General features: G+C 61.4%; 19 protein-coding genes. 11 read left to right on the forward strand and 8 right to left on the reverse strand.

Annotated elements, in window-relative coordinates:
* Window positions 1–112 precede the first annotated feature (112 nt).
* From AACY49_RS22415 to AACY49_RS22425, 3 genes are read left to right on the forward strand one after another with little or no spacing between them, the layout of a single operon-like run.
* On the forward strand, window positions 113–1,621 hold the full coding sequence (locus tag AACY49_RS22415) for a TolC family protein (protein ID WP_339526591.1): 1,509 nt from the start codon (window positions 113–115) through the stop codon (window positions 1,619–1,621).
* Window positions 1,622–1,651: 30 nt separating this feature from the next.
* The gene (locus AACY49_RS22420; protein ID WP_339526517.1) at window positions 1,652–2,764 is read left to right on the forward strand and encodes an efflux RND transporter periplasmic adaptor subunit; all 1,113 of its coding nucleotides are present in this window, start codon (window positions 1,652–1,654) and stop codon (window positions 2,762–2,764) included.
* A complete protein-coding gene (locus tag AACY49_RS22425; RefSeq protein WP_339526519.1) occupies window positions 2,761–5,856 on the forward strand; it encodes an efflux RND transporter permease subunit in 3,096 nt (1,031 codons plus the stop codon). Before AACY49_RS22420 ends, AACY49_RS22425 begins: the two co-directional genes overlap by 4 nt.
* Window positions 5,857–5,971: 115 nt before the next feature.
* On the opposite strand, the gene AACY49_RS22430 is transcribed toward AACY49_RS22425, so the two are convergent.
* The gene (locus AACY49_RS22430; RefSeq protein ID WP_339526521.1) at window positions 5,972–6,979 is read right to left on the reverse strand and encodes an aldo/keto reductase; all 1,008 of its coding nucleotides are present in this window, start codon (window positions 6,977–6,979) and stop codon (window positions 5,972–5,974) included.
* Window positions 6,980–7,071: 92 nt separating this feature from the next.
* Here AACY49_RS22430 and AACY49_RS22435 point away from each other — a divergent pair, with 92 nt between their 5' ends.
* From AACY49_RS22435 to AACY49_RS22460, 6 genes are all read left to right on the forward strand, one after another.
* Window positions 7,072–7,980, forward strand: a complete 909-nt coding sequence (locus tag AACY49_RS22435; protein WP_258696318.1) for a LysR family transcriptional regulator — start codon at window positions 7,072–7,074, stop codon at window positions 7,978–7,980.
* A gap of 58 nt (window positions 7,981–8,038) precedes the next feature.
* Window positions 8,039–8,359 carry an isochorismate lyase gene (locus AACY49_RS22440; protein WP_258696319.1) on the forward strand — a complete coding sequence of 107 codons (321 nt, stop codon included), beginning with the start codon at window positions 8,039–8,041 and terminating at the stop codon, window positions 8,357–8,359.
* A gap of 160 nt (window positions 8,360–8,519) precedes the next feature.
* Window positions 8,520–9,134, forward strand: a complete 615-nt coding sequence (locus AACY49_RS22445; RefSeq protein WP_339526526.1) for an alpha/beta fold hydrolase — start codon at window positions 8,520–8,522, stop codon at window positions 9,132–9,134.
* 34 nt (window positions 9,135–9,168) lie between these two features.
* On the forward strand, window positions 9,169–10,092 hold the full coding sequence (locus AACY49_RS22450; RefSeq protein WP_339526528.1) for a hypothetical protein: 924 nt from the start codon (window positions 9,169–9,171) through the stop codon (window positions 10,090–10,092).
* A gap of 66 nt (window positions 10,093–10,158) precedes the next feature.
* Complete coding sequence (locus AACY49_RS22455; RefSeq protein WP_339526595.1) at window positions 10,159–10,386, forward strand: hypothetical protein; 228 nt, start codon at window positions 10,159–10,161, stop codon at window positions 10,384–10,386.
* A gap of 169 nt (window positions 10,387–10,555) precedes the next feature.
* A complete protein-coding gene (locus AACY49_RS22460; RefSeq protein WP_320391008.1) occupies window positions 10,556–11,116 on the forward strand; it encodes a lipid-binding SYLF domain-containing protein in 561 nt (186 codons plus the stop codon).
* A 286-nt stretch (window positions 11,117–11,402) separates the two neighbouring features.
* Here AACY49_RS22460 and AACY49_RS22465 read toward each other — a convergent pair whose 3' ends face one another.
* Both AACY49_RS22465 and AACY49_RS22470 read right to left on the reverse strand, forming a co-directional pair.
* The gene (locus tag AACY49_RS22465; protein WP_339526529.1) at window positions 11,403–11,747 is read right to left on the reverse strand and encodes a cupin domain-containing protein; all 345 of its coding nucleotides are present in this window, start codon (window positions 11,745–11,747) and stop codon (window positions 11,403–11,405) included.
* A 76-nt stretch (window positions 11,748–11,823) separates the two neighbouring features.
* The gene (locus AACY49_RS22470) at window positions 11,824–12,303 is read right to left on the reverse strand and encodes a VOC family protein (protein ID WP_339526530.1); all 480 of its coding nucleotides are present in this window, start codon (window positions 12,301–12,303) and stop codon (window positions 11,824–11,826) included.
* A gap of 134 nt (window positions 12,304–12,437) precedes the next feature.
* Here AACY49_RS22470 and AACY49_RS22475 point away from each other — a divergent pair, with 134 nt between their 5' ends.
* Both AACY49_RS22475 and AACY49_RS22480 read left to right on the forward strand, forming a co-directional pair.
* The gene (locus tag AACY49_RS22475) at window positions 12,438–12,839 is read left to right on the forward strand and encodes a hypothetical protein (RefSeq protein WP_019648541.1); all 402 of its coding nucleotides are present in this window, start codon (window positions 12,438–12,440) and stop codon (window positions 12,837–12,839) included.
* A gap of 212 nt (window positions 12,840–13,051) precedes the next feature.
* Window positions 13,052–13,333: a DUF3303 domain-containing protein gene (locus tag AACY49_RS22480; RefSeq protein ID WP_258696324.1), complete on the forward strand. Its 282-nt coding sequence runs from the start codon at window positions 13,052–13,054 to the stop codon at window positions 13,331–13,333.
* A 44-nt stretch (window positions 13,334–13,377) separates the two neighbouring features.
* Here AACY49_RS22480 and ligD read toward each other — a convergent pair whose 3' ends face one another.
* From ligD to AACY49_RS22505, 5 genes are all read right to left on the reverse strand, one after another.
* Complete coding sequence (gene ligD, locus AACY49_RS22485) at window positions 13,378–15,933, reverse strand: DNA ligase D (protein ID WP_339526534.1); 2,556 nt, start codon at window positions 15,931–15,933, stop codon at window positions 13,378–13,380.
* Between the two features lie 175 nt (window positions 15,934–16,108).
* Window positions 16,109–16,744 (reverse strand): LysE family translocator, encoded by a 636-nt coding sequence (locus AACY49_RS22490; protein WP_258696326.1) that lies wholly within the window; start codon window positions 16,742–16,744, stop codon window positions 16,109–16,111.
* Complete coding sequence (locus tag AACY49_RS22495; RefSeq protein WP_320391011.1) at window positions 16,744–17,526, reverse strand: SDR family oxidoreductase; 783 nt, start codon at window positions 17,524–17,526, stop codon at window positions 16,744–16,746. Before AACY49_RS22495 ends, AACY49_RS22490 begins: the two co-directional genes overlap by 1 nt.
* A complete protein-coding gene (locus AACY49_RS22500) occupies window positions 17,523–18,719 on the reverse strand; it encodes an ATP-grasp domain-containing protein (protein ID WP_339526539.1) in 1,197 nt (398 codons plus the stop codon). The genes AACY49_RS22495 and AACY49_RS22500 overlap by 4 nt, the downstream gene beginning before the upstream one ends.
* Window positions 18,716–19,972 (reverse strand): ATP-grasp domain-containing protein, encoded by a 1,257-nt coding sequence (locus tag AACY49_RS22505; RefSeq protein ID WP_258696329.1) that lies wholly within the window; start codon window positions 19,970–19,972, stop codon window positions 18,716–18,718. The genes AACY49_RS22500 and AACY49_RS22505 overlap by 4 nt, the downstream gene beginning before the upstream one ends.
* Between the last annotated feature and the right edge of the window lie 27 nt (window positions 19,973–19,999).

A 19,999-nucleotide genomic window follows, 5' to 3' on the forward strand; every position in this document is an offset into this window, starting at 1 on the left:
CCAACCTGAATCAACGCTCGATATGACGACCGAACGGCGACGCTTCGCTGACGACTTCGCACACACCGGGCCCTACGCTGACGCCATCTCGAATCCACACGAGTCCAATGCGATGCCGCGACTTCCAGTTTCCTTTCCACTGTCCCTCCACACCGGTCGGCCGACCTTGCAACGGGCCGGGCTCGCCGTTGTTGCGGCTGCCCTTGCCACTTCGATCGCCCTCGCCCTGGGCGGTTGCTCCACGCCGGTCGTCAAGCCGTCGGTCGAACTGCCGAGCAACTTCGCCGCGAGCACAGCCTCCGGGATGGAACCCGAGGCGGCATGGTGGGAGGTCTACCATGACCCGGTGCTGACGGATCTGGTACGCCGAGCAGCGCGCGAGAACCGCGACGTCAAGATTGCCGCCGAGCGTCTGCGCGCCGCGCGTGCCGGCGAAACGGTCAGCCGTTCCTGGCTGCTCCCGAGCGTCGGCGCATCCGCCTCCGGCAGCGATCGCAGCACCGGCTACAACTCGGCCACGAAACAGGGTTATCCGGATACCAAGACCACCAGTGTGGGTCTGGACGTCTCCTGGGAACTCGACCTGAGCGGCCGCCTGCGCGCCGGCGCAGCGGCGGCCAACGCCGATGCGCTGGCCGCGGAGGACAGCATGCGCGGTGTACGCCTGCTGGTGATGAGCGACGTCGTCAGCAACTACTTCACACTGATCGGCGCGCAGCGTCAGGTCGCGACCCTGCGCGCCATCTCGGCGATGCAGGACGAGACGCTGCGTCTGGTCACCGCGCGCCAGCAAGTGGGGCTGGCATCCGCCTTCGACGTCGAGCGCGCACAGACCGACGCCTTGTCGGCACGGGCACAGATTCCACCGCTGGAAACGCTGACGGAGGTATCGCGCCATCGCATCGCGGTGCTGATCGCCGACCAGTCCTTCAATACCGCGAACATCCAGTCCTCCCATAGCGATGTGGCGGTGGTGCCCGAGGCCAAGCCGGGCCAGCCCGCCGCGCTGCTGCAACGTCGACCTGACGTGCTGGCGCTGATGGCGCAACTCGACGCAGCCAATGCGCGCCGCCAACAGGCCGCGGCCGAGTGGTTTCCGCGGCTCTTCCTCGACGCGTCCTTCGGTCGCCAGGGCCTGAGCCTGAACGGCGCCGATCTCGGCGCTGCGCGCTTCACCAACGTGGCGGGCCTGCTGGCGATGCCGATCTTCAACGCCGGGCGCACGCAAGCGCTCAACGACGCTGCCGAAAGCGCTCAACAAGAGGCGCTGCTGCGCGCCGAAGACGGCATCGTACGGGCGCTCGAGGATGTGGAGAACGCCCTTGTCACGCTGACGCAGGAGCGTCGCCGCTCCGGTTCGCTGCAATTGGCCGCCGCGTCCGCGGAGTCTGCGCAGAACCGCGCCCAGTCGCTCTATAACCGCGGGCAGATCGACCTGTTGCCGCTGCTGGATTCGCAGCGGGCGCGCCTGGCGGCACGCTTGAACGCCAACGAAAGCAGCACCCTACTGCTGCTCGATAGCGTGCAGCTCTACAAGGCACTGGGCGGGGGCTGGCAGGTGTTCGAACAACCCGCCCCTTCCACTGCAGCCACCAAAGCCGACCGGCCACCACTTTCCTAAGAACCTGTCGTTTTTCAAAGAGGAACCGCCTTGAAAACCTCCCTTACTGCGGCCGGCGCCCTGGCCGTAGCCGTCATGCTTTGCGCGTGCAGTCCGGACCAGCCGACCGTGCAGGCACCACGACCTGTACGCACCGTTGAAATCAGCTACGACAATGCCCGCGAAGTCAGTCGCTACGTGGGCACCGTACAGTCGCGACATGAAGTCGACCAGGCCTTCCGGGTGGGCGGCAAGGTCGCCCAGCGCAAGGTCGATGTCGGCCAGTTTGTGCGCGAAGGCGACATCCTGGCTGTGCTGGATGACAGCGACTACCGCCTCGCTGAGGACGCGTCGCGACAACAGTGGACAGTTGCCGTCGAGCAGACGCGCCAGGCCGATTCGGACCGCCAGCGCCTGACCGCGCTGAAGGCTGACGGCTCGGTCAGCGCGGCCGATGACGAGCGTGCGCAGACCAATGCCCAAACCGCGCATGCGACCGCCGAGGCGGAGGCACGAAAGCTCGAACTCGCGCGCAACCGGCTCAAGTACACCGTGCTGCGCGCTTCGCGTAGCGGCGTCGTCACAGCTGTGCGCTTTGAGGCCGGGCAGGTTGTTCCGGAGGGCCAACCGGTCGTATCGATCGCGAATCCGGATGAATCCGAGATCGTCATCGATGTGCCCGAGGATCAGCTGTCCGTCTTCAAGGAGGCTCATTTCAAGGCCTCGCTGGCCAGTGCACCGAACGAGATCTTCGATGTCACACTGCGTGAGCTGTCGCCGCAGGCAGCGGCGCAAACGCGCACCTATCGCGCGCGGCTCAAACCGATGCAGGCGCTGCCGCTGGGCGCCACTGCCACGGTAACGGCCGAGCGCGTGATGACCAGTGTCTCGGTGGCAGCGGTGCCAGCCACGGCACTGACACAAAACGGCGGCCAGCCGGCGCTGTGGGTGGTCACGCCCGAGGGCAAGGATCCGGTAGGCGTCGTCGAACTGGTGCAGGTGGCGGTGTTGGGCTACCGCAACGACGAGGTGCTCGTCTCCGGACCGCAGGCCGGCGCATTGGTCGTCACCGCCGGGGTGCAGAAGATGGCGTCCGGACTGAAGGTCGCGCTTCCCGGCGCGGCGATCGTTGACGCGAACCCCACGCAGCAGGCCACCCGATGAACAACCTGAACCTCACCGACTGGGCGCTGCGCCATCGCGCCATCGTCCTGTTCATGCTCCTCATTGTCGCAGTGGCCGGCGCCTTCAGCTTCACCCGGCTCGGTCAGCTCGAGGATCCGAACTTTTCCGTGCCCTCCATGACCGCCATGGTCATCTGGCCGGGCGCCACCGCCCAGCAGTTGCAGGACCAGGTCCTCAACCGCATGGAGAAGAAATTCGAGCAGATCGACAACTTCGAGAAGGTGGTCACCTACGCACGCCAAGGCTACGCGGGTATGACACTCACCGTGCGCGGCGGCACCTCCAAGGCTGACCAGCGTGAGGCCTGGTACCAGGCACGCAAGAAACTCAAAGACCTGAGCCTGGAGATGCCTGACGGCGTGATCGGCCCGATCCTGAACGACGAGTACGGCGACGTGTATGGCCTGATGTACGCGGTCAAGGCCGACGGCATCGGCCACGCCGACCTATCGGACGCGGCGGAGGACATCAAGCGCCAGATGCTGAGGGTGCCAATGGTCAAGAAGATCGATCTCATCGGCAAGCAGGCCAAGCGTGTCTACGTCGAGTTCTCGCACGAGCGCCTGGCAGCGCTGGGCATTACACCGCTGGCCATCGCCGAAAGCCTCAAAAGCCAGAACGCCATGTTGCCCGCCGGCCAGATCGACACCAACGGCGACCGCGTCATGGTGCGCGTGAGCGGCCAGTTCGCCGGCGAAGAGGCTATCCGTAATGTGCCCATCGCCGCAGGCGGGCGGCAGATCAAGCTCGGCGACATCGCGACCGTCACCCGTGGTTTCGAGGATCCGCCGACCTACACGGTCCGCCACAACGGTCAGCCCGTGCTGATGCTCGGCATCACGATGACCAGCGACGGCAACATCGTGGACCTTGGCAAGGCGATGGACACGGCAGTCACCAGGATCCAGTCGGAACTTCCACACGGCGTGGAGCTGGAGCTCGTGGCCGACCAACCCACCACGGTGAAGGATGCCATCCACGACTTCGCGCACGCGCTGGCCGAGGCGCTGATCATCGTGATCGCGGTGAGCCTGGCCAGCCTGGGCTGGCGCGCCGGCCTCGTGGTCGCGACCACGGTGCCGCTGGTGCTGGGCGGCGTGGCGCTGGTGATGCTGGCGATGGGCTGGAACCTGGAGCGTATCTCGCTCGGCTCGCTGATTATCGCGTTGGGATTGCTGGTGGATGACGCCATCATCGCCATCGAGATGATGGTGGCGAAAATGGAAACCGGCATGGACCGCGTGAAGGCGGCCGCCTTTTCCTATCAGTCTACTGCCATGCCGCGCCTCACCGGCGCGCTGATCACCGTCGTGGGTTTCCTGCCGATCGGCCTCTCGAAGTCCACCACCGGCGAGTACGCGGGCGGCATCTTCTGGATCGTCGGCGCCGCGGTGCTGTTCTCGTGGATCTGCTCCGGCATCTTCACGCCGTACCTGGCGGTCAAGATGCTGCCCAACGACTTGGGCAAGCACCAGCATGGTGATCTGTACGACACGAAGTTCTACCGCAGCCTGCGCCGCCTGATCGACGCCGCCATCGAGCGCCGCTGGGTGGTCATAGGTGCGACGCTTGGCGCTCTGGTGCTTGCTCTGGCCTGTATCAAGCTGGTGCCGCAGCAATTCTTCCCCAACAGTTCGCGTCCTGAACTGGTCATTGACCTGCGCGTCAAGGAAGGCGCCTCGTTCGCCGCGACGACCGAGCAGGTCAAGCGTATGGAGGATATCCTGGCGAAGGACGAGGACGTGCGTTTCTATACCGCCTACACCGGCGCCGGCGCACCGCGCTTCTATCTCTCGCTCAACCCCGAACTGCCGAATCCGGGATTTGCCCAGCTCGTTGTGATGACCAAGGACCTGGATGCACGCGAGCGGGTACGTGCGCGGCTGGTGGCCTCGGCCGACCAACAATTCCCGCAGGCATGGGTGCGTGTAACCCGGCTCGAGTTGGGGCCGCCTGTCGGCTACCCGGTGCAGTTCCGCGTCGTCGGCCCCGATACCCAGGTGGTGCGCCGGATCGCCCGCGACGTGGAGAAGGTGGTTGGGGCCAACCCGAAGGTGCGCGACCTCCAGCTCGACTGGAACGACCCGGTGCGCACGCTGAAGGTCGAGCTTGATCAGGACAAGGCGAGCGCGCTGGGCCTCACGCCGGCCGACGTGTCGCTGGCGACCCAGACTGTGATGAACGGCGCCACCCTGTCGCAGCTGCGTGAGCGCGAGGACCTGATCGACATCGTGGCCCGTGCCGTGCCTGAGGAGCGCTTGAGCCTCGACACTCTGAAAGATATCAACCTCTACACGCGCCAGGGCACGGTGGTGCCGCTGTCGCAAGTCGCACTGGTGCGCTCTGGGCTGGAAGAACCAGTACTGTGGCGCCGCAACCGCGATATGGCGATCACGGTGCGTGCCGACGTGAAGGATGGCGAGCAAGGTGTATCGGTGACGCAAGAGATCCAGCCGTTGCTTAAGGATATCGAAGCGAAGCTGCCGTCGGGCTACCGCATCGACGTGGGCGGCGCGGTGGAGGAAAGTGACACGGCCAACAAGGCGCTGCTGGCGGTGGCCCCGCTGATGGTGGTCACGATCCTTCTGCTGTTGATGCTGCAACTGCAGAACTTCTCCCGCATGTGGATGGTGGTGCTGACCGCGCCGCTGGGCCTGATTGGCGTGGTGCCGGCGCTGCTGGTGTTCCAGTCGCCGCTGGGCTTCGTCGCGATTCTGGGCATCATCGCACTGGGTGGCATGATCATGCGCAATTCGGTGATCCTGATCGACCAGGTGCAGACCGAAATCGCCGAAGGGCGCGACCCATGGAATGCCGTGCTGGATGCCGCCATTCACCGGGCCCGTCCGGTGATGCTGACGGCGCTGGCCACCGTGCTGGCAATGATCCCGCTAACGCGCAGTGTGTTCTGGGGGCCGATGGCAATTGCGATCATGGGCGGCCTTACCGTGGCGACGCTACTGACGATCTTCTTCGTCCCGGCGCTGTATGCCGCATGGTTCAAGGTGGGTCGTCAGATGACTACTGATACCCAACACGTGAAGGGGGATGTCGCGCTCGCTTCTGAGTGACGAGTGCCTCCAACCAAGTGATGGGTAGCATTGCGATCTTGATCGACCGCTCTGCTACCCATCGAACGCCTGCATTCAATAACAGAACTGAACGCTCACCCTCTGCTCAATAGCGTCAGGCGGCACCAGGGACATTTGTTCCCATGCCCGCCGGCAGGAACGGTCGAATTTCGTCGATTTCTGCGGTGCTAAGACGCAACTCCGAGGCTGCAATCAGTCCGTCTACTTGTGCCGGACGGCGGGCACCGACAATGGCGCCCGTCACTGCCGGTTGGCGAAGTACCCAGGCGATGGCGACCGCCGCAGCGCTCACCCCGTGCCTTTCTCCAATGCGTGCCATGACGTCAACCAATGCCAGGTTCGCACTCAAACGAGGCTCCTGGAAGTCAGCACTTCGGGCCTTGCGCCAATCGTCTTCGGGCAGCTGCGAGATGCGTTCACGCGTCATGCTGCCGGAAAGTAGCCCTGATTGAAGCGTGGAATAGGCAAGGACACCCATCCCGGCCTGCTCACAGAATGGCAGAACGTCCTTCTCGATGTCCCGCATCAAGGCCGAGTACGGCGGCTGGAGCGAAACGATCTCTGTCACCGCCTGCGCCCGCTTGAGTTGAGCGACATCGAAATTCGATACACCGATAGCGCGAATCTTTCCTTGATCGCGCGCGGCCGCCAAAGCCGAAAGCGCCATTTCAATACCTTCACTGCTGGCATCGGCAGGAAAAGCAGGCCAGTGGATCTGATAAAGATCGATCGTCTCGACTTGAAGCCGGTGCAAGCTTGCGTCGATCTCGGCGAGCAAGGATTGAGGGGCCAGTGAGTGCGAAATCGCCTTTGTGGCCGGGTCCCAGACCAAGCTGCCTTTAGTGAACACCAAAGGACGACGTGAGGCCGGCACCCGCTGCAGCAACTGCCCCACTAATTGCTCCGCATGGCCCAAGCCATAAACTGCAGCGGTATCAATCCAGTTCACGCCGCGTTCGACGGCATATTCAAGTGCGCCCAGGCTGTCCTTGTCATCCTGCGCTCCCCAACTGTACTCCCAGCCGGTGCCGGCGATTGCCCATGTCCCCAGGCCAATAGGCGAAATCAGAAAATCCGATGATCCAAGACGATTCTTTTGCATAGCGACCTCTCCACTAATGATGGAGGAAGTATCCGGCAGAGGTCTCATGACGATAAGATAGGTAATCGTATTTGAACTACTGAGCAGCATTCATGAGTTATCACCCCGATCTCTCTGAACTCGACGCCTTTGCCGCCGTCGCTCGCCATCGCAGCTTTCGCAAGGCCGCCGACGAGCGTGGCGTTTCAGCTTCCGCGTTGAGTCACGCAATGCGAGCGTTGGAAGCACGCTTGGGCATCAGACTGCTGAACCGAACCACTCGTAGCGTGACCCCGACCGAGGCCGGCCAGCAGCTATTGGCGACGCTGGTCCCAACCCTGCACCAGGTTAACGATGCATTGGCGCAATTGACCTCGATGCAGGAAGTGCCCGCTGGCAAACTTCGCCTCAACGTGGCGCGTCCGGCGGCTCGCATCGTGTTTGCAAAAGTGCTCGCGCCCTTCGTGGCCAGGTATCCACGTATTCAGTTGGACCTGATCACCGATGATGGATTGACCGATATCGTGAATGCGGGGTTTGACGCTGGAGTCCGCTTTGGTGAAAGCCTGGCCGGTGACATGATCGCAGTCCCTGTCGGCGCACCCCAGTCGTTCGTGACCGTTGCTGCGGATGCCTATCTGGCCGCAAAGGGAACCGCGCACGTCCCCCGCGACTTGCTCGACCATGCGTGCATTGCCAGGCGTTTTCCCAGTGGCAAACTTTACGCTTGGGAGTATCAAGCCGACGGCCAACCGATACGGTTGTCCGTCACAGGCCCGCTGATTCTGGAAGACGATGCGCTGATGATCCAGGCGGCGAAAGATGGCGCTGGTATTGCCTATGTCTATGAGGAACTGGCGCGCGACGATATCCAGAATGGGCATCTCAGAGAAATACTCCAGGAGTGGAAAGCACCGCCAAGCCGATTCTTTCTTTATTACTCCAGCCGGCGCCATGTGCCACCCGCCCTCAAAGCGCTCATCGAATTTATCAGAGCGGGCCGAGTTCGCGAGGCTGCGTAGCCGTCGTAAAATCAGAACCTGGAGCCCACGATCTTTTTCAACAAACGGAGTTACCTACATGGAAGTCATCAATCAGTTGCAGCCTGCAGAGTGTGCGGGCATGGAAGATATCCGACGCGAAATCGACGCCCTTGATCAGGCCGTTATCAAGCTGTTGGGCAAGCGTTTTCACTATGTGCTGGCCGCCTCGAAGTTCAAGACTTCGGTGACTTCGGTGCGCGCTCCGGAGCGTTTCAAGGCCATGCTGGCGACACGACGCGAGTGGGCCGAAGCCGAGGGCCTGAGCCCGGATGCCATCGAGAAGATGTACAGCGACTTGGTGAACCACTTCATTGCCGAAGAGATGAAACACTGGGCGACCCATCAATCCGAAACCTGACGCTAGTGTCCGGACTGTCCGGACCGACTTTTTCAACAGAATCGGTCGCAAGCGGCCCTTCACTACCGGCGGCTCTCGTTCCGAAGTGCTCATCGAACCTCGTGGCATCCATTTTTCCCTCCTGCTGACTCTTTCAATTCCACCTTCAAGGACCGAACCTGTGATCGTATCCCCCGCCAAACTCCTCTTCCTGCCCGGAGCCTCAGGCAACACCCGGTTTTGGCATCCGGTTGCTGAGCGCCTGGCCCACCCGGCGCAGCAGGTCCATATCGGCTGGCCCGGTTTTGGAGACACTCCGCCCTTGCCTGGCGTGACTGGCATGGATGATCTGGTGACTCGCGTGCTGGCCGAGATCGACCGGCCCACAGCGCTGGTGGCGCAGTCCATGGGCGGCATAGTCGCTGTGCTTGCAGCGCTTGAACGCCCTGAGCTGATCACACACCTGACGCTGACCGTCACCTCTGGCGGGGTGGATATGTCTGCTCTGGACGCGCATGACTGGCGCCCGGATTTTGCTGCCGCCAACCCGACACTGCCGAGGTGGTTTCTCGACGACCGCACCGACCTCACGCTCCGGTTGGTCGAGTTGCGCATGCCAGTCCTGCTCCTCTGGGGAGATTCTGATCCGATCAGCCCTGTTCGCGTCGGCCAGCGCCTTGCTCAACTGTTACCCCGCGCGGAACTACACGTTTTCCCGGGCGCCGATCACAGTCTGGGCTTTACTCACGCAGCCGAGGTGGCAAGGTTGATCGAGAGACATCTGGCCTGCTGGTGAGCGGAACACTTGTTGCCACCGTGTCGGACTGATTGTGCGGTCCCGTGCGCTTCAAGACATCTCGGATAGCAACAACCTCAACCTCACCGAACGTTTCCGCCAGATCTACGATCACTTCTGGTTCCCACTGGCCTTGGTCGCAGCGGTGTTTTTCGTGGCGGACAACGGCGCCAACGAAGACGCCACATTACTGAAGGGGACGACGGCGAACATCCAGGATGCCAGCGGTTACTTGTTGGGCCAAATCAGGCGCTACGACGACTACTGTAAGGCCAATGGCTTGGATGACCTGAGGTCGTGCCAGTGGAGCCGCTATTCGCAGTGGACCTTTACACACATCAAGGAAGGCGAAGCCGGCTACTTCATCGAATTCGCACCGGATGATTCCAAAGGGTTTTACTCCGCGAGTCGCAGGACCGTAAGCGATGAGGATGTGATCGCCATTCGCACAGAGATCGCCGAATACAATCAACGGTTGTGCCCTGTGAAGTACTTTTCCAGTGACCTCTCGAAGTCATCGCCGCTCTCCAGCACCTGTGAGTATGTCCCCCACCACTATTGCTTGGCCAAACCTGATGGTCCGCCGGGTCTTGTGGACGACGGTATCGGCAGCCACACCGTGGCCTTGGCCAGCGAATGCATCATCCCCCGGCTCGCCGCTGCCAAGCCTTACTTGAAGCAGCTGTCGGCGTTGGTCAGCCAACATGACAAAGCCAAGAATCATCGTTGGCTGTATTTCCTCGCCGTCGCTGTAGCGATCGGAGCAAAAGTGGCCCTGGCCACCACCAAGCTATGCCTGATTGATTCGCGACCTGCGGCTGACAGGCGTCGCGTCCTACGGGCTGTACGGTACCGCCTGGGCCAGTGCGTCCGTTTACTGAAGCGCCTGCTGGTCGTTTCCAGCCAATGGGCATGGTTCGCTGCAACCCGCGTATCCAAGCTGTTCAAACAGGTATAGCCCGGCCGGACTGACATTTTTGTCAGTAGGCGCACCGGGCACGAGGCGTTTAGCGTCAAGCTCAATGTGAACCTTGATCTACCCGGCTCAGAGTCGGGCAACGCCGCCCGTTATGCTCAAATTGTCAGATCGAAAAAAACCGAATGGCAGATCGATCGCGATTTGATACAGGACCGGAGTTTCGACTTCTCGCGTAAATTCTTGCCCGACGGACTATCGCAGATCGACCGCCTGACCTTTTTCGCCGAAGCCGAGACGACGAACCCTGCCCCTGCACAGAGGTCAAAAAAGTGATGACCTCACCAATGATCCAAGGCCGCTGGCCTGCTGCGTTCAAAGGCGAAGCCAGTAGCTCACACACTTTAGGGTGCGCCGGATCATTTCAGTAGGCTCGGACTCTGCCGGGGGGGGGGCAGATGCTGACTGCTGCTCACATCCAATGCTCCCGTATCGGAGTACAAAAATGACTCAGTCAATGCGGTTCTTCCTATCGATCGTCCTTGCGACAGCCTCACTGGCATCGGCAAGCTTCTTGAACACTGCAGGTGCGACCACCGCCGAGGATCTGGATGTCGACTCTCGGCAAGCCTTGCAAATGCTCTACAAGGCCAGGCCATTTGCCGAAACCATTTCACACAACGCCAAAGCGATTCTTGTCTTCCCGAAAATCATCAAGGCGGGCCTTGTGTTTGGCGGCGGCTATGGCGAAGGTGAATTATTGAAGGGCAAGAAAGTAGAGAATTATTACAACTCCGTGACCGGATCATGGGGGCTGCAGGCCGGCGCCCAGTCGTATGGCTATGTGGTTTTCCTGATGACCGAAAAAGCCGTGAACTTTTTAAATAAATCCAAGGGTTGGGAAATCGGCGTAGGGCCCACTGTTGTCGTGGTTGATGAAGGGATGGCGAAAAATCTGTCCAGCTCGACGCTGAAGGACGATGCCTACGCGTTCATTTTCGACCAGCAGGGGTTAATGGCTGGGGTCAGCATCGAAGGAACCAAGATTTCCCTGATCAAGCGTTAAAACCGGTCGTTTGGCGCACGGATGCGCCAGTCCACAACAGTGCTGGCCAGTGCTGCCTATAAGCTGGAAGGGGCTCAGTTGCCCGTTGATCAAATTGGAACACCACACCTTTAACCCACGTCGACCCGGTGGGTTTCGGCTGTGGATTCAACCGCTCGATGCAACACAGCGGCTCTTGGTAACTGGCATGGGGCTGGATGGCAGTAAGCCTGCTGGAATCCACAGTAAAGAGCGGACAGTTGTTCCACGGCACAATTATCCAAATAGTTCTACCAGGGGGCTGAACTTACTCTTGCCTGACAATATCGACCGAGATCTCCACCGCCGCAATCGTGCCTCTGTTCTCAAGCCAGTGTGTGGTGTTCCTGTCCTCGGGCCAACCCACGCCCGGCCCATAATCCGTGGCGACGCCATTTCGATGGTCAGTGATCGTTCCTTGCAGGATGTAAACGGTGCCGGGTCTGTCTTTATGGTTGTGAATCGGCCCGAAGACGCCTCCAGGCTCGATGGTCACCATGCGCATTCTAAGTTGGCGCCCTGCCATGCCCTCGATCTCAGGGCCGAGGTCAACCGTAGCAAGTAACTTCACCGCAACACCTTGCGTTTCAGGTGCCACCTGTTCGTTGCTCATAGTGCTCTCCTCTCTGAACATACAGCGCCTGAAATCCACCCGACAACGGTCGCAGCCAAGCCCTGAGCGACGCTGGTTAACGCTCCAGAGCCGCTTCGATCGCTGCGATGTCGATCTTTGTCATCCCCATCATGGCGTCGAACGCGCGCTTGGCCGCCGCTCGATCAGGATTGGTTATCGCAGCCGTCAGCACGCGTGGAGTGATCTGCCACGACAGTCCCCACTTGTCCTTGCACCAGCCGCATACGCTTTCCTGGCCGCCGTTTCCAACAATCGCGTTCCACAAGCGGTCGGTTTCTGCCTGATCGTCGGTCGCCACCTGGAACGAGAAAGCCTCGTTGTGCTTGATACCCGGCCCGCCGTTCAGCCCGAGACAAGGGATGCCCATCACCGTGAATTCGACCGTCAAGACATCGCCCTGTTTGCCCGCCGGATAGTCGCCAGGCGCGCGAAGGACAGCCCCCACAGCACTGTCCGGGAACGTCTCGGCGTAGAACTTCGCAGCGTCCAGCGCGGTGCCGTCGTACCAGAGGCAAATCGTGTTCTTGCTGATCATCCTGGTTCTCCAGAATCGGGACTGATACATGCATTCTAGCAGCGCAGGTAACCGGACGATTTCGGCAACATCGCGCTCGAAGGCACCACAACCCCATGGGCAAACCCGATCATAGCGCTCTATGATTGAACCCCATGACGACCTCTCTTCCGATCCGCCAACCCTGCCCTCCCGGTGCCTGCATCTGCGAGCGTGAGCAGCTGCTGGAAACCCCCGGCACGGACCTGCGCATCCTGAGCCTGACCCAGTCGGAAGAGAAGCGCCTGATCGAACGCCTGGAAAACCTCCAGAGCCTGAGCGACCTCGAGCGTCTGCAACGCCGGATGTACGAGCAGTTGGGCCTGCGCGTGGAGATCGTTCCGGGCTTCAATGAAGTGCGCACCATGCGCGGCATCAACATCACCCTCGGCGAACTGCCGGGCCTGTGCCGTAAAACCCGTCAGTCGATCCCGGCGGCAATTCGTCGAGGGCTGGAGAAGCATCCGGAAGTCGCCTACGAGCTGCTCAATGCCAACGACTTGTTGCGTGATGCCTGATGGCTTGCTCCGTTATCCCGATACGTTCGCTCGAATGCCCTGAAACAGGATCAGCGGTCGTACGCGCGACACGGTCCGCTGCTATGCCTTCTGATGGGAGAACAGGTTTCAGGCCAGCCAGGACGGAGCTGGAAACTCAGGCGTGACCGTGGCCCCGGCGCCAGCCAGGAACGCGAAGATAAAAGGTGCCAGTCCGTAGCAGGAGGTGGCAGATGTTATTCATGGTCCGTTGGTCCATCAGTCCGCAACAACGTAACAGCGCGATCGAACGTTTTCTCAAGACCGGTGGCGCCCCACCCGCAGGCGTCACCATGCTGGGGCGCTGGCATGCCGTCGGCGGCTCCAGCGGTGTGGGCATTGCCGAGGCCAGTGATCCGGTGGCGATTCAGAAGTGGGTGCTGGAATGGAGCGACCTCATGAACATGGAAGTCCACGCCGCATTGACCGATGAACAGGTGGCACCGCTGCTCGCAGCCGCGGTCGGCAAGCAATAGTCGTCCAGGCGGCGAGTGCCTCTCGCCGCCTTCCTGCTGATTCACTACGTTTTCATCCCGATCCGCCGCCGCATCTCGGCGGTAATCGTCTGCCGGGTTTTCTTCAGGTCGGCCCAGGGTTCATCGCCCACCTCGGCCAGGCGCTCATGCACAGTGTGCAGGTTCCACTGATTGGCGCCCTTGAGCTCGGCCACTTCTTCGCGAAAGACCGGCACCGACACCGGCAGCCCTTCGCGGGTGCGCACGGCGTAGGCGCAAATCGTGGTGGCGCCCAGACCGTTGCGCAGGTAATCGATGAAGATGCGCCCAACCCGGTTTTTCGGCCCCGACACCGCAGAAAAACGTTCCGGCAGCAACTTGGCCATGTGGCTGACAATCGCGTGGCTGAAGTCCTTGACCTCGTCCCAACCGTGCTTGCGGGTCAGCGGTACGACCAGGTGAATCCCCTTGCCGCCGCTGGTCTTGAGAAACGCCTTGAGCCCCAGCTCATCCAGCACCGTGAGGGTCAGCCGAGTCGCTTCAATCATGCTCTTCCAGGGCAGCGCCGGGTCCGGGTCAAGGTCGAGGACGAAGCGGTCGGGTTTGTCCAGATCGACCGATGTGGCGTTCCAGGTGTGCAGCTCCACCGTGCCCATCTGCACCGCGCCGATCAGGGCTCTGGCGTTGTTGATGACCATCATCGGTTGGCCCGTCAGTGCCTTGTCCAGGATGGCGATTCCGGGAATGGCCAGACGCTCTGCGTTTTTCTGAAAGAACAATTCGCCGGCGATGCCGTCCGGTGCACGCACCAGCGCCACCGGCCGGTCCTTGAGCTGCGGCAGGATCCACTCGGCGACGCTGGCGTAATACTCCGCCAGTTGCATCTTGGTGGTACCGCTGCTGGCATCGATCACCCGATCCGGGTGCGTGATACGCACCTTGCCCTGCCCCAGGCTGACTTGTGACGGTGCGGGTGCGTCTTGGGCGGTTGTCTTTTTAGCGGCTGCAGTTTTCATGGCTTTCGCACGCTCCTCGGTGATGCCTTCAGCAGGCTTGTCCTCACGCAGCCCATGGAACACGGCCTGGCGTACCGAGCCGTCCTTGGTCATCTCGGCAAAAGCCACTTCCGCCAGCAGAACGGGTTTGAGCCAATGCACACCCTTGGCTTCACCACCGCTGGGCGGGTTGACCACCGACGGTTTTTTCGTCTGCAGGGGCTTGAGTCGTTCGTGAATGCGCTTGAGGGTCGCCTCGTTGAACCCGGTGCCGACCTTGCCGGCATAGCGTAATTCACCGCTGTCACGGTCATGCAAACCCAGCAACAACGCGCCAAAGGCACCGCGAGAGCCTTGGGGGTCGGTGAAGCCGACCACGACGAATTCCTGTCGATGCTTGCACTTGAGTTTGATCCAGTCACTGCTGCGTCGGGACACGTAAGGTGAACCCAGGCGCTTGCCGATCAGCCCTTCTATCTGCATTTCGCAGGCGCTGTTGAGCAAGGCCTCCGGGGATTCGCCGAAGGCGTCGGAGAATCGCAATTGCGGGTTTTCATTGGGCTTGAGCACAGTCGCCAGTGCGGCCCTGCGCTCTTCGACGGGCACTTCGCGCAGGTCCACGCCGTTGAGGTAGGGCACATCGAACAGGTAGTAGACGATATTCCCGCTGCGGCCGGCATCGAACGCGTTTTGCAGCGCCTGAAAATCCGGAACGCCCTGCTCGTTCGCCACCACCATTTCGCCGTCGAGCCAGGCCGATTCCAGCCCCAATGCCGCCAACGCCTCGGCTTGCCCGGGCAATTTGTGGGTCCAGTCGTGACCGTTGCGAGTGAAGAGTTTGACCTCATCGTGGTCGATGCGCGCCATGACCCGGTAGCCGTCGAACTTGACCTCGTAGCTCCATTCGCCATCCGGAGCGGATTCGACCAGCGTTGCCAATTCGGGTTTGATCAGCTCCGGTAGACTGGCTTTGCGGGCGCCCGTCAGTTGTGGCGACTTGTCCTTGAGCGCCCTCGCCGCTGGCTTTTTGACGGGATCGGGTTTCGACTTGGCGACGATGGCGCGATCGCTGAGCACGCTGTTGGGCTCGGCGGCGACCACGTCATATTCGCTTTCAGGTCTGGCCGCGCTGTCCTGATGCTTGATCAGAAACCATTGCTCCTGCTTGCCCGGCATGTGCGTGCGCACGAGGTTCCACAGGCCGCCGAGTTTTTCCCCTAGCAGCTCGAATTTCAGCCGGCCATTGGCGTATGCCTTGGTCGGATCGTCTTGGGGAATCCACACCCCGCGGTCCCAGACGATCACCTCGCCGGCGCCGTAATGCCCTTCGGGAATGGTGCCCTCGAACGTGGCGTAATCGAGTGGATGGTCTTCGACGTGAATCGCCAGGCGCTTGACCTTGGGGTCCAGCGACGGGCCTTTCGGCACGGCCCAACTTTTCAGCGCGCCATCGAGTTCCAGGCGAAAGTCATAGTGCAGGTGCGAGGCGTCATGTTTCTGAATGCAGAACTGCAGCGCATGCGCTTTGCCTTGTCGTCGGCCTTTGGCGGGTTTGGAAACACCGGCAGGCTCTGGACTTTTTTCGAAGTTCCTCATGTTGTTGTACTTTTCGAGCGGCTTGTCCATGGCGCCCTCCACAGGGTTTATGACTGAATCAAACCGTTATAGTCATGAGACCCCGGATGAGTGCGCGAAGGTTCAGTAACCTTGCAAAACTTGCCCCGTGGTTCCGCCAAACGACAAGGCCCGGCGATTGGCCGGGCCTTGTCATTGCAGAGCTTGCGAAACACTCGCTTTTTTATCAGGTGAGCGGTTTGCGCAGCAGGATATCGACCGCGAAGACGCCCAGGACGGTCCCGGACACCCAGCGTTGGGTGCGCATGGCAGAGGGTCGCGTGGCCAGATATCCGCTGACCCGGGAGGCGGCGAGGACGATCATGCCGTTCACTGTGACGGCAATGGTGATCTGTACCAGCCCCATCTGGATGAATTGCTGGAAGGTAGACCCTGCGGAAGGGTCGATGAACTGGGGAATCAGCGCGGAATACATCAGCGCAATTTTCGGATTCAGCAGGTTCGTCACCAGCCCCATCGTGAACAGCCGTCTCGGCGAGTGAGGTGGCAGTTCGCGCGCCTCGAAGGGGGAGGTCCCCCTGGGCTTCAGCATGTTCCAGGCCAGGTAGCCCAGATAGAATGCGCCTGCGATCCTGACGAAATCGTAGGCCACTGGCACCGCCTTGAACAAGGCCGCCAGCCCCAGTCCCGCAGCCAGCAGGTAGCACACGAAGCCTAGCGCCACACCCGCCAGCGAAATCATCCCGGCCAGCCGCCCTTGGGAAATCGCCCGCGAGGTCAGGTAGACCATATTGGGACCCGGTGTCAGAACCATGCCCAAGGAGATGATGGCCACACCGGCCAGGTTTTCCAGCGCCATCATTAGCGTGCTCCTTCATTCAAAGGGGATTTGTCGGCCCGCTGGGGCTCGAGCCAGCCGAGACTGCCGCGGAACAGCGCATGCTGAGCGCGCTGTGCCACTGGCCGAACCACGATTTCGTCGACATTGACATGGGCGGGCTGATCGGCAACCCAGGCCACAACCTGGGCGACATCGTCCGCGCTCAAAGGCCGGTCGACATCATTGTAGATGGCGCTGACCCGTTCGGCGTCGCCGCGAAAACGATTCAAGGAAAACTCTGGCGTATGCACCATCCCGGGAAGCACCTCGGTGATGCGCACCGGTACGCCCTTCATCTCCAGTCGCAAGGAATGGGTCAGCGCGCGCTGAGCACTCTTGGCCGCGCAATAGCCGCCTCCCCCCTCATAACCGGCTAGCGCAGCCGTAGAGGTAATATTGACGATGCACCCTTGGGATGCAATGAGCCGAGGCAACATCAGTTGGGTCATCCGCAAAGTCCCCAGTACGTTGCTGTTGAACATGTTCGTCCAATCCTCGGCACTGGCCGTGTCTACCGCATCCAGGCCGATCGCACCGCCCGCACAGTTCACTAGCAGATCGCACTCGGAAATCTGTACCAAGTCCTCCTCTCGCGCTTGTGTCACATCCAGCACAATGGCGTGTCCGCCGGTTTCGCCGGCAATCCGCTCGAGCCGATCACCCCTGCGCGCCACAAGGAATACCCGCCAGCCACGACTGGCCAAGGTACGGCCGCATGCCTCGCCAATACCACTGCTGGCACCTGTAACAACGGCTGTTTTCAAGATTGAGCCCCCCATGACTCGGATAACTGTTCGAAGATCATCCCCACGTCACGTACCAACGCGGGGCGATCGAAGCTGCGCAGGCGAAGGCGAGTGCCAGCGCCTTCATAAACACCGCTGGCGAAGCGATCCAGGTTCTGCGGCTGAGCCCAGTACAGGGTACCCAAGCCATCGCGCGGCGAGCTGTTGCGGCGGGCGATCACCCATGCACCCCGCTCGGGGTGCAATGGCCTGCCCTCCTTGCTAAGGCTGCGCGCAAGATCCCTGTAGCGGGTAGACGCCCCTGTCTGGAGTTCCCAAGCGATCCCCAGCAGGTCGATATCCCTCACCTCTCGCCAGAGGAATGGAATTTCGGCTCCACCGACCCGGGCACCGATTTCCAGGAACAGCCATCTGTCATCCAGGTCGAACAGTTCGAGGTGGAAGACGATTTCTCGCTCAGGCGCGAAGACTGCCAGCAGTTGCTCGACGCGCCCCGCAATTCGCTGTTCGTCGTCGCCCTCCTCGAGCTCGATGCTACCCAGCGGGCTGTCCGGACCGAAATCGGCACAGCTGTTCACATAACGCGACGCCGTGACGACCACAATCCGTTGCCCATCCCACCAGCCGTCTACGTGCAGGATGGGGGCCGCGCAGTAAGCCTGGACCATCATCGGCTCCGTTGCCTGCCGGATCTGATCAAGATCCCCTGGGCCGCGAAGGAATTTTACCCCGCGACTCGCCGTGCCATAGCGCGGCTTGAGCACCAGCGGATAGCCGTGTTCGGCCGCCAGTCGCTCCACCGCTTCGCGGGAATCGGCGGGCGAGGCAGGCAGCACACCGATCGACGTTTGCCGGCCAGCGACCTCCAGCATGATGAGCTTGTCGCGGAACCGCTCGGTCCAGGCGACAAGATCTCCCGGTATCTGCCATCGCTCGCGGATAGAAGCCGCATTGAGCAGGTCGCCCTCATTAAGGGCAACCACCAGCGCCGGAACGCCATGTTGCTCGACCAAACGCTCAGCCTCGACCATGACCGCCTCAGCATCGTCCAGTGAGGCGAGCGTCGAGCTTGACGCCAGACGCTCGCTCGGCAGGGACGCGCGGGATTCGGGCGTGCAGATCGCCCGAATCTGCATTCCTGCAGGCAGTTCGTATCGGTCATAGAGCGCTTGGCAGCCGACCCAACGGTGCAAGCACAGGACATATCTCATGCCGTGGGGTCCACGATGAAGTGGACCGCTTCCACCAGTTCGTCACCGATCCGAACGGCCTCCTCGCGCGAGGAGCCTGTTGCCAGGACATACCCTGAAACGCAGTCGGCAACGGTGTCGAGCGGAGGAATCTTGTCGCCCTCATGCTTCTGGATGACGACGGCACGCTCGGCTGCACCCAGCTCGAACAGGAACGGCAGGAACACCAGTGGAGTCTCGCCTGGCTTGGTATGGCGCACATCGACATCAGGCTTGAGATCGAGCTCGACCTTTCTGACCTTGCCAGGCGTCGGTACGAAGAACTGGATCGCGGCACCCGCTATCGGCTCGGGCGACACATCCGGCAGGGTGTCGATACCCAGTGGCACCGTCAGGAACATGCGGTTCAGGTCCAGGCCGAACGCACGCCGCACCAGCTCCGGGGCACCCGAGCCCGCCAGGCGAGCGTGGGATTCGAGTACACGAGGACCTTTCGGGGTCAGCACGAACTCGCTGTGGGAAGGCCCCTCCTCCAGCTCTACGGCGTCGAGCAGGCGGCAGGTCATTTCCTTCAGCTCGCTCAGCCATTTTTTGGCCTCAGTGCTCGGCGTACTGACCTCCCACTCTACGTATTTGTCGTTCATGCGGTACTGGGAGTAACCAATCGGAAGGTGGCGACCCTTGAACGAGAAGGAGTCGACGCTGACGACCGGCCCCTCCAGGTACTCCTCGATGATGATGTGCTTGACGTCGGCATCCTGAAGCGCCTGCCAAGCCTTGGAAGCGGAGGCTTCGTCATCGCAGGGATGGATGTGCAGGCTGGCTACGCCTTCGGCTGGTTTGAGAACCGACTTGCCATGCTCTTTGACGAACGTGATGGCATCCTGCGCACTGGTGACATGGCGATAAGCTACCGGGCTCAGGTTGTGCTCGACCAGCAACTCGCGCATGGCCACTTTGTCCTTGAGCAGGCGCGCAGTCTTATAGGAAACCCCGGTGAGGCCGAAGTGATCAACCACCTTGCCCGTCGACTCGCCCGCCACTTCGGTGGTGGTAATGATGCGATCGAACGGACGTTCGCGGTGCAGGGGCTCGAGGACCTTGATAATGGCCTCGGCGTCGTCAAGCCTGGCATGCACCACTTGTTCGCAATGGGCGAGGATCTCCTGCTCGTAGTCACCCTCTTGATGCACCAGTACGACGTCGATGCCCAGTTCTTTGGCACCGTGGATTGGCGCGGGGCGGCCACCGACTACTGCGATACGCTTGTTCATGCATAAACTCCATGTCTATTGGGATGG

The sequence above is a fragment of the Pseudomonas sp. EL_65y_Pfl2_R96 genome, assembly GCF_963970905.1.
GTDB lineage: Bacteria > Pseudomonadota > Gammaproteobacteria > Pseudomonadales > Pseudomonadaceae > Aquipseudomonas.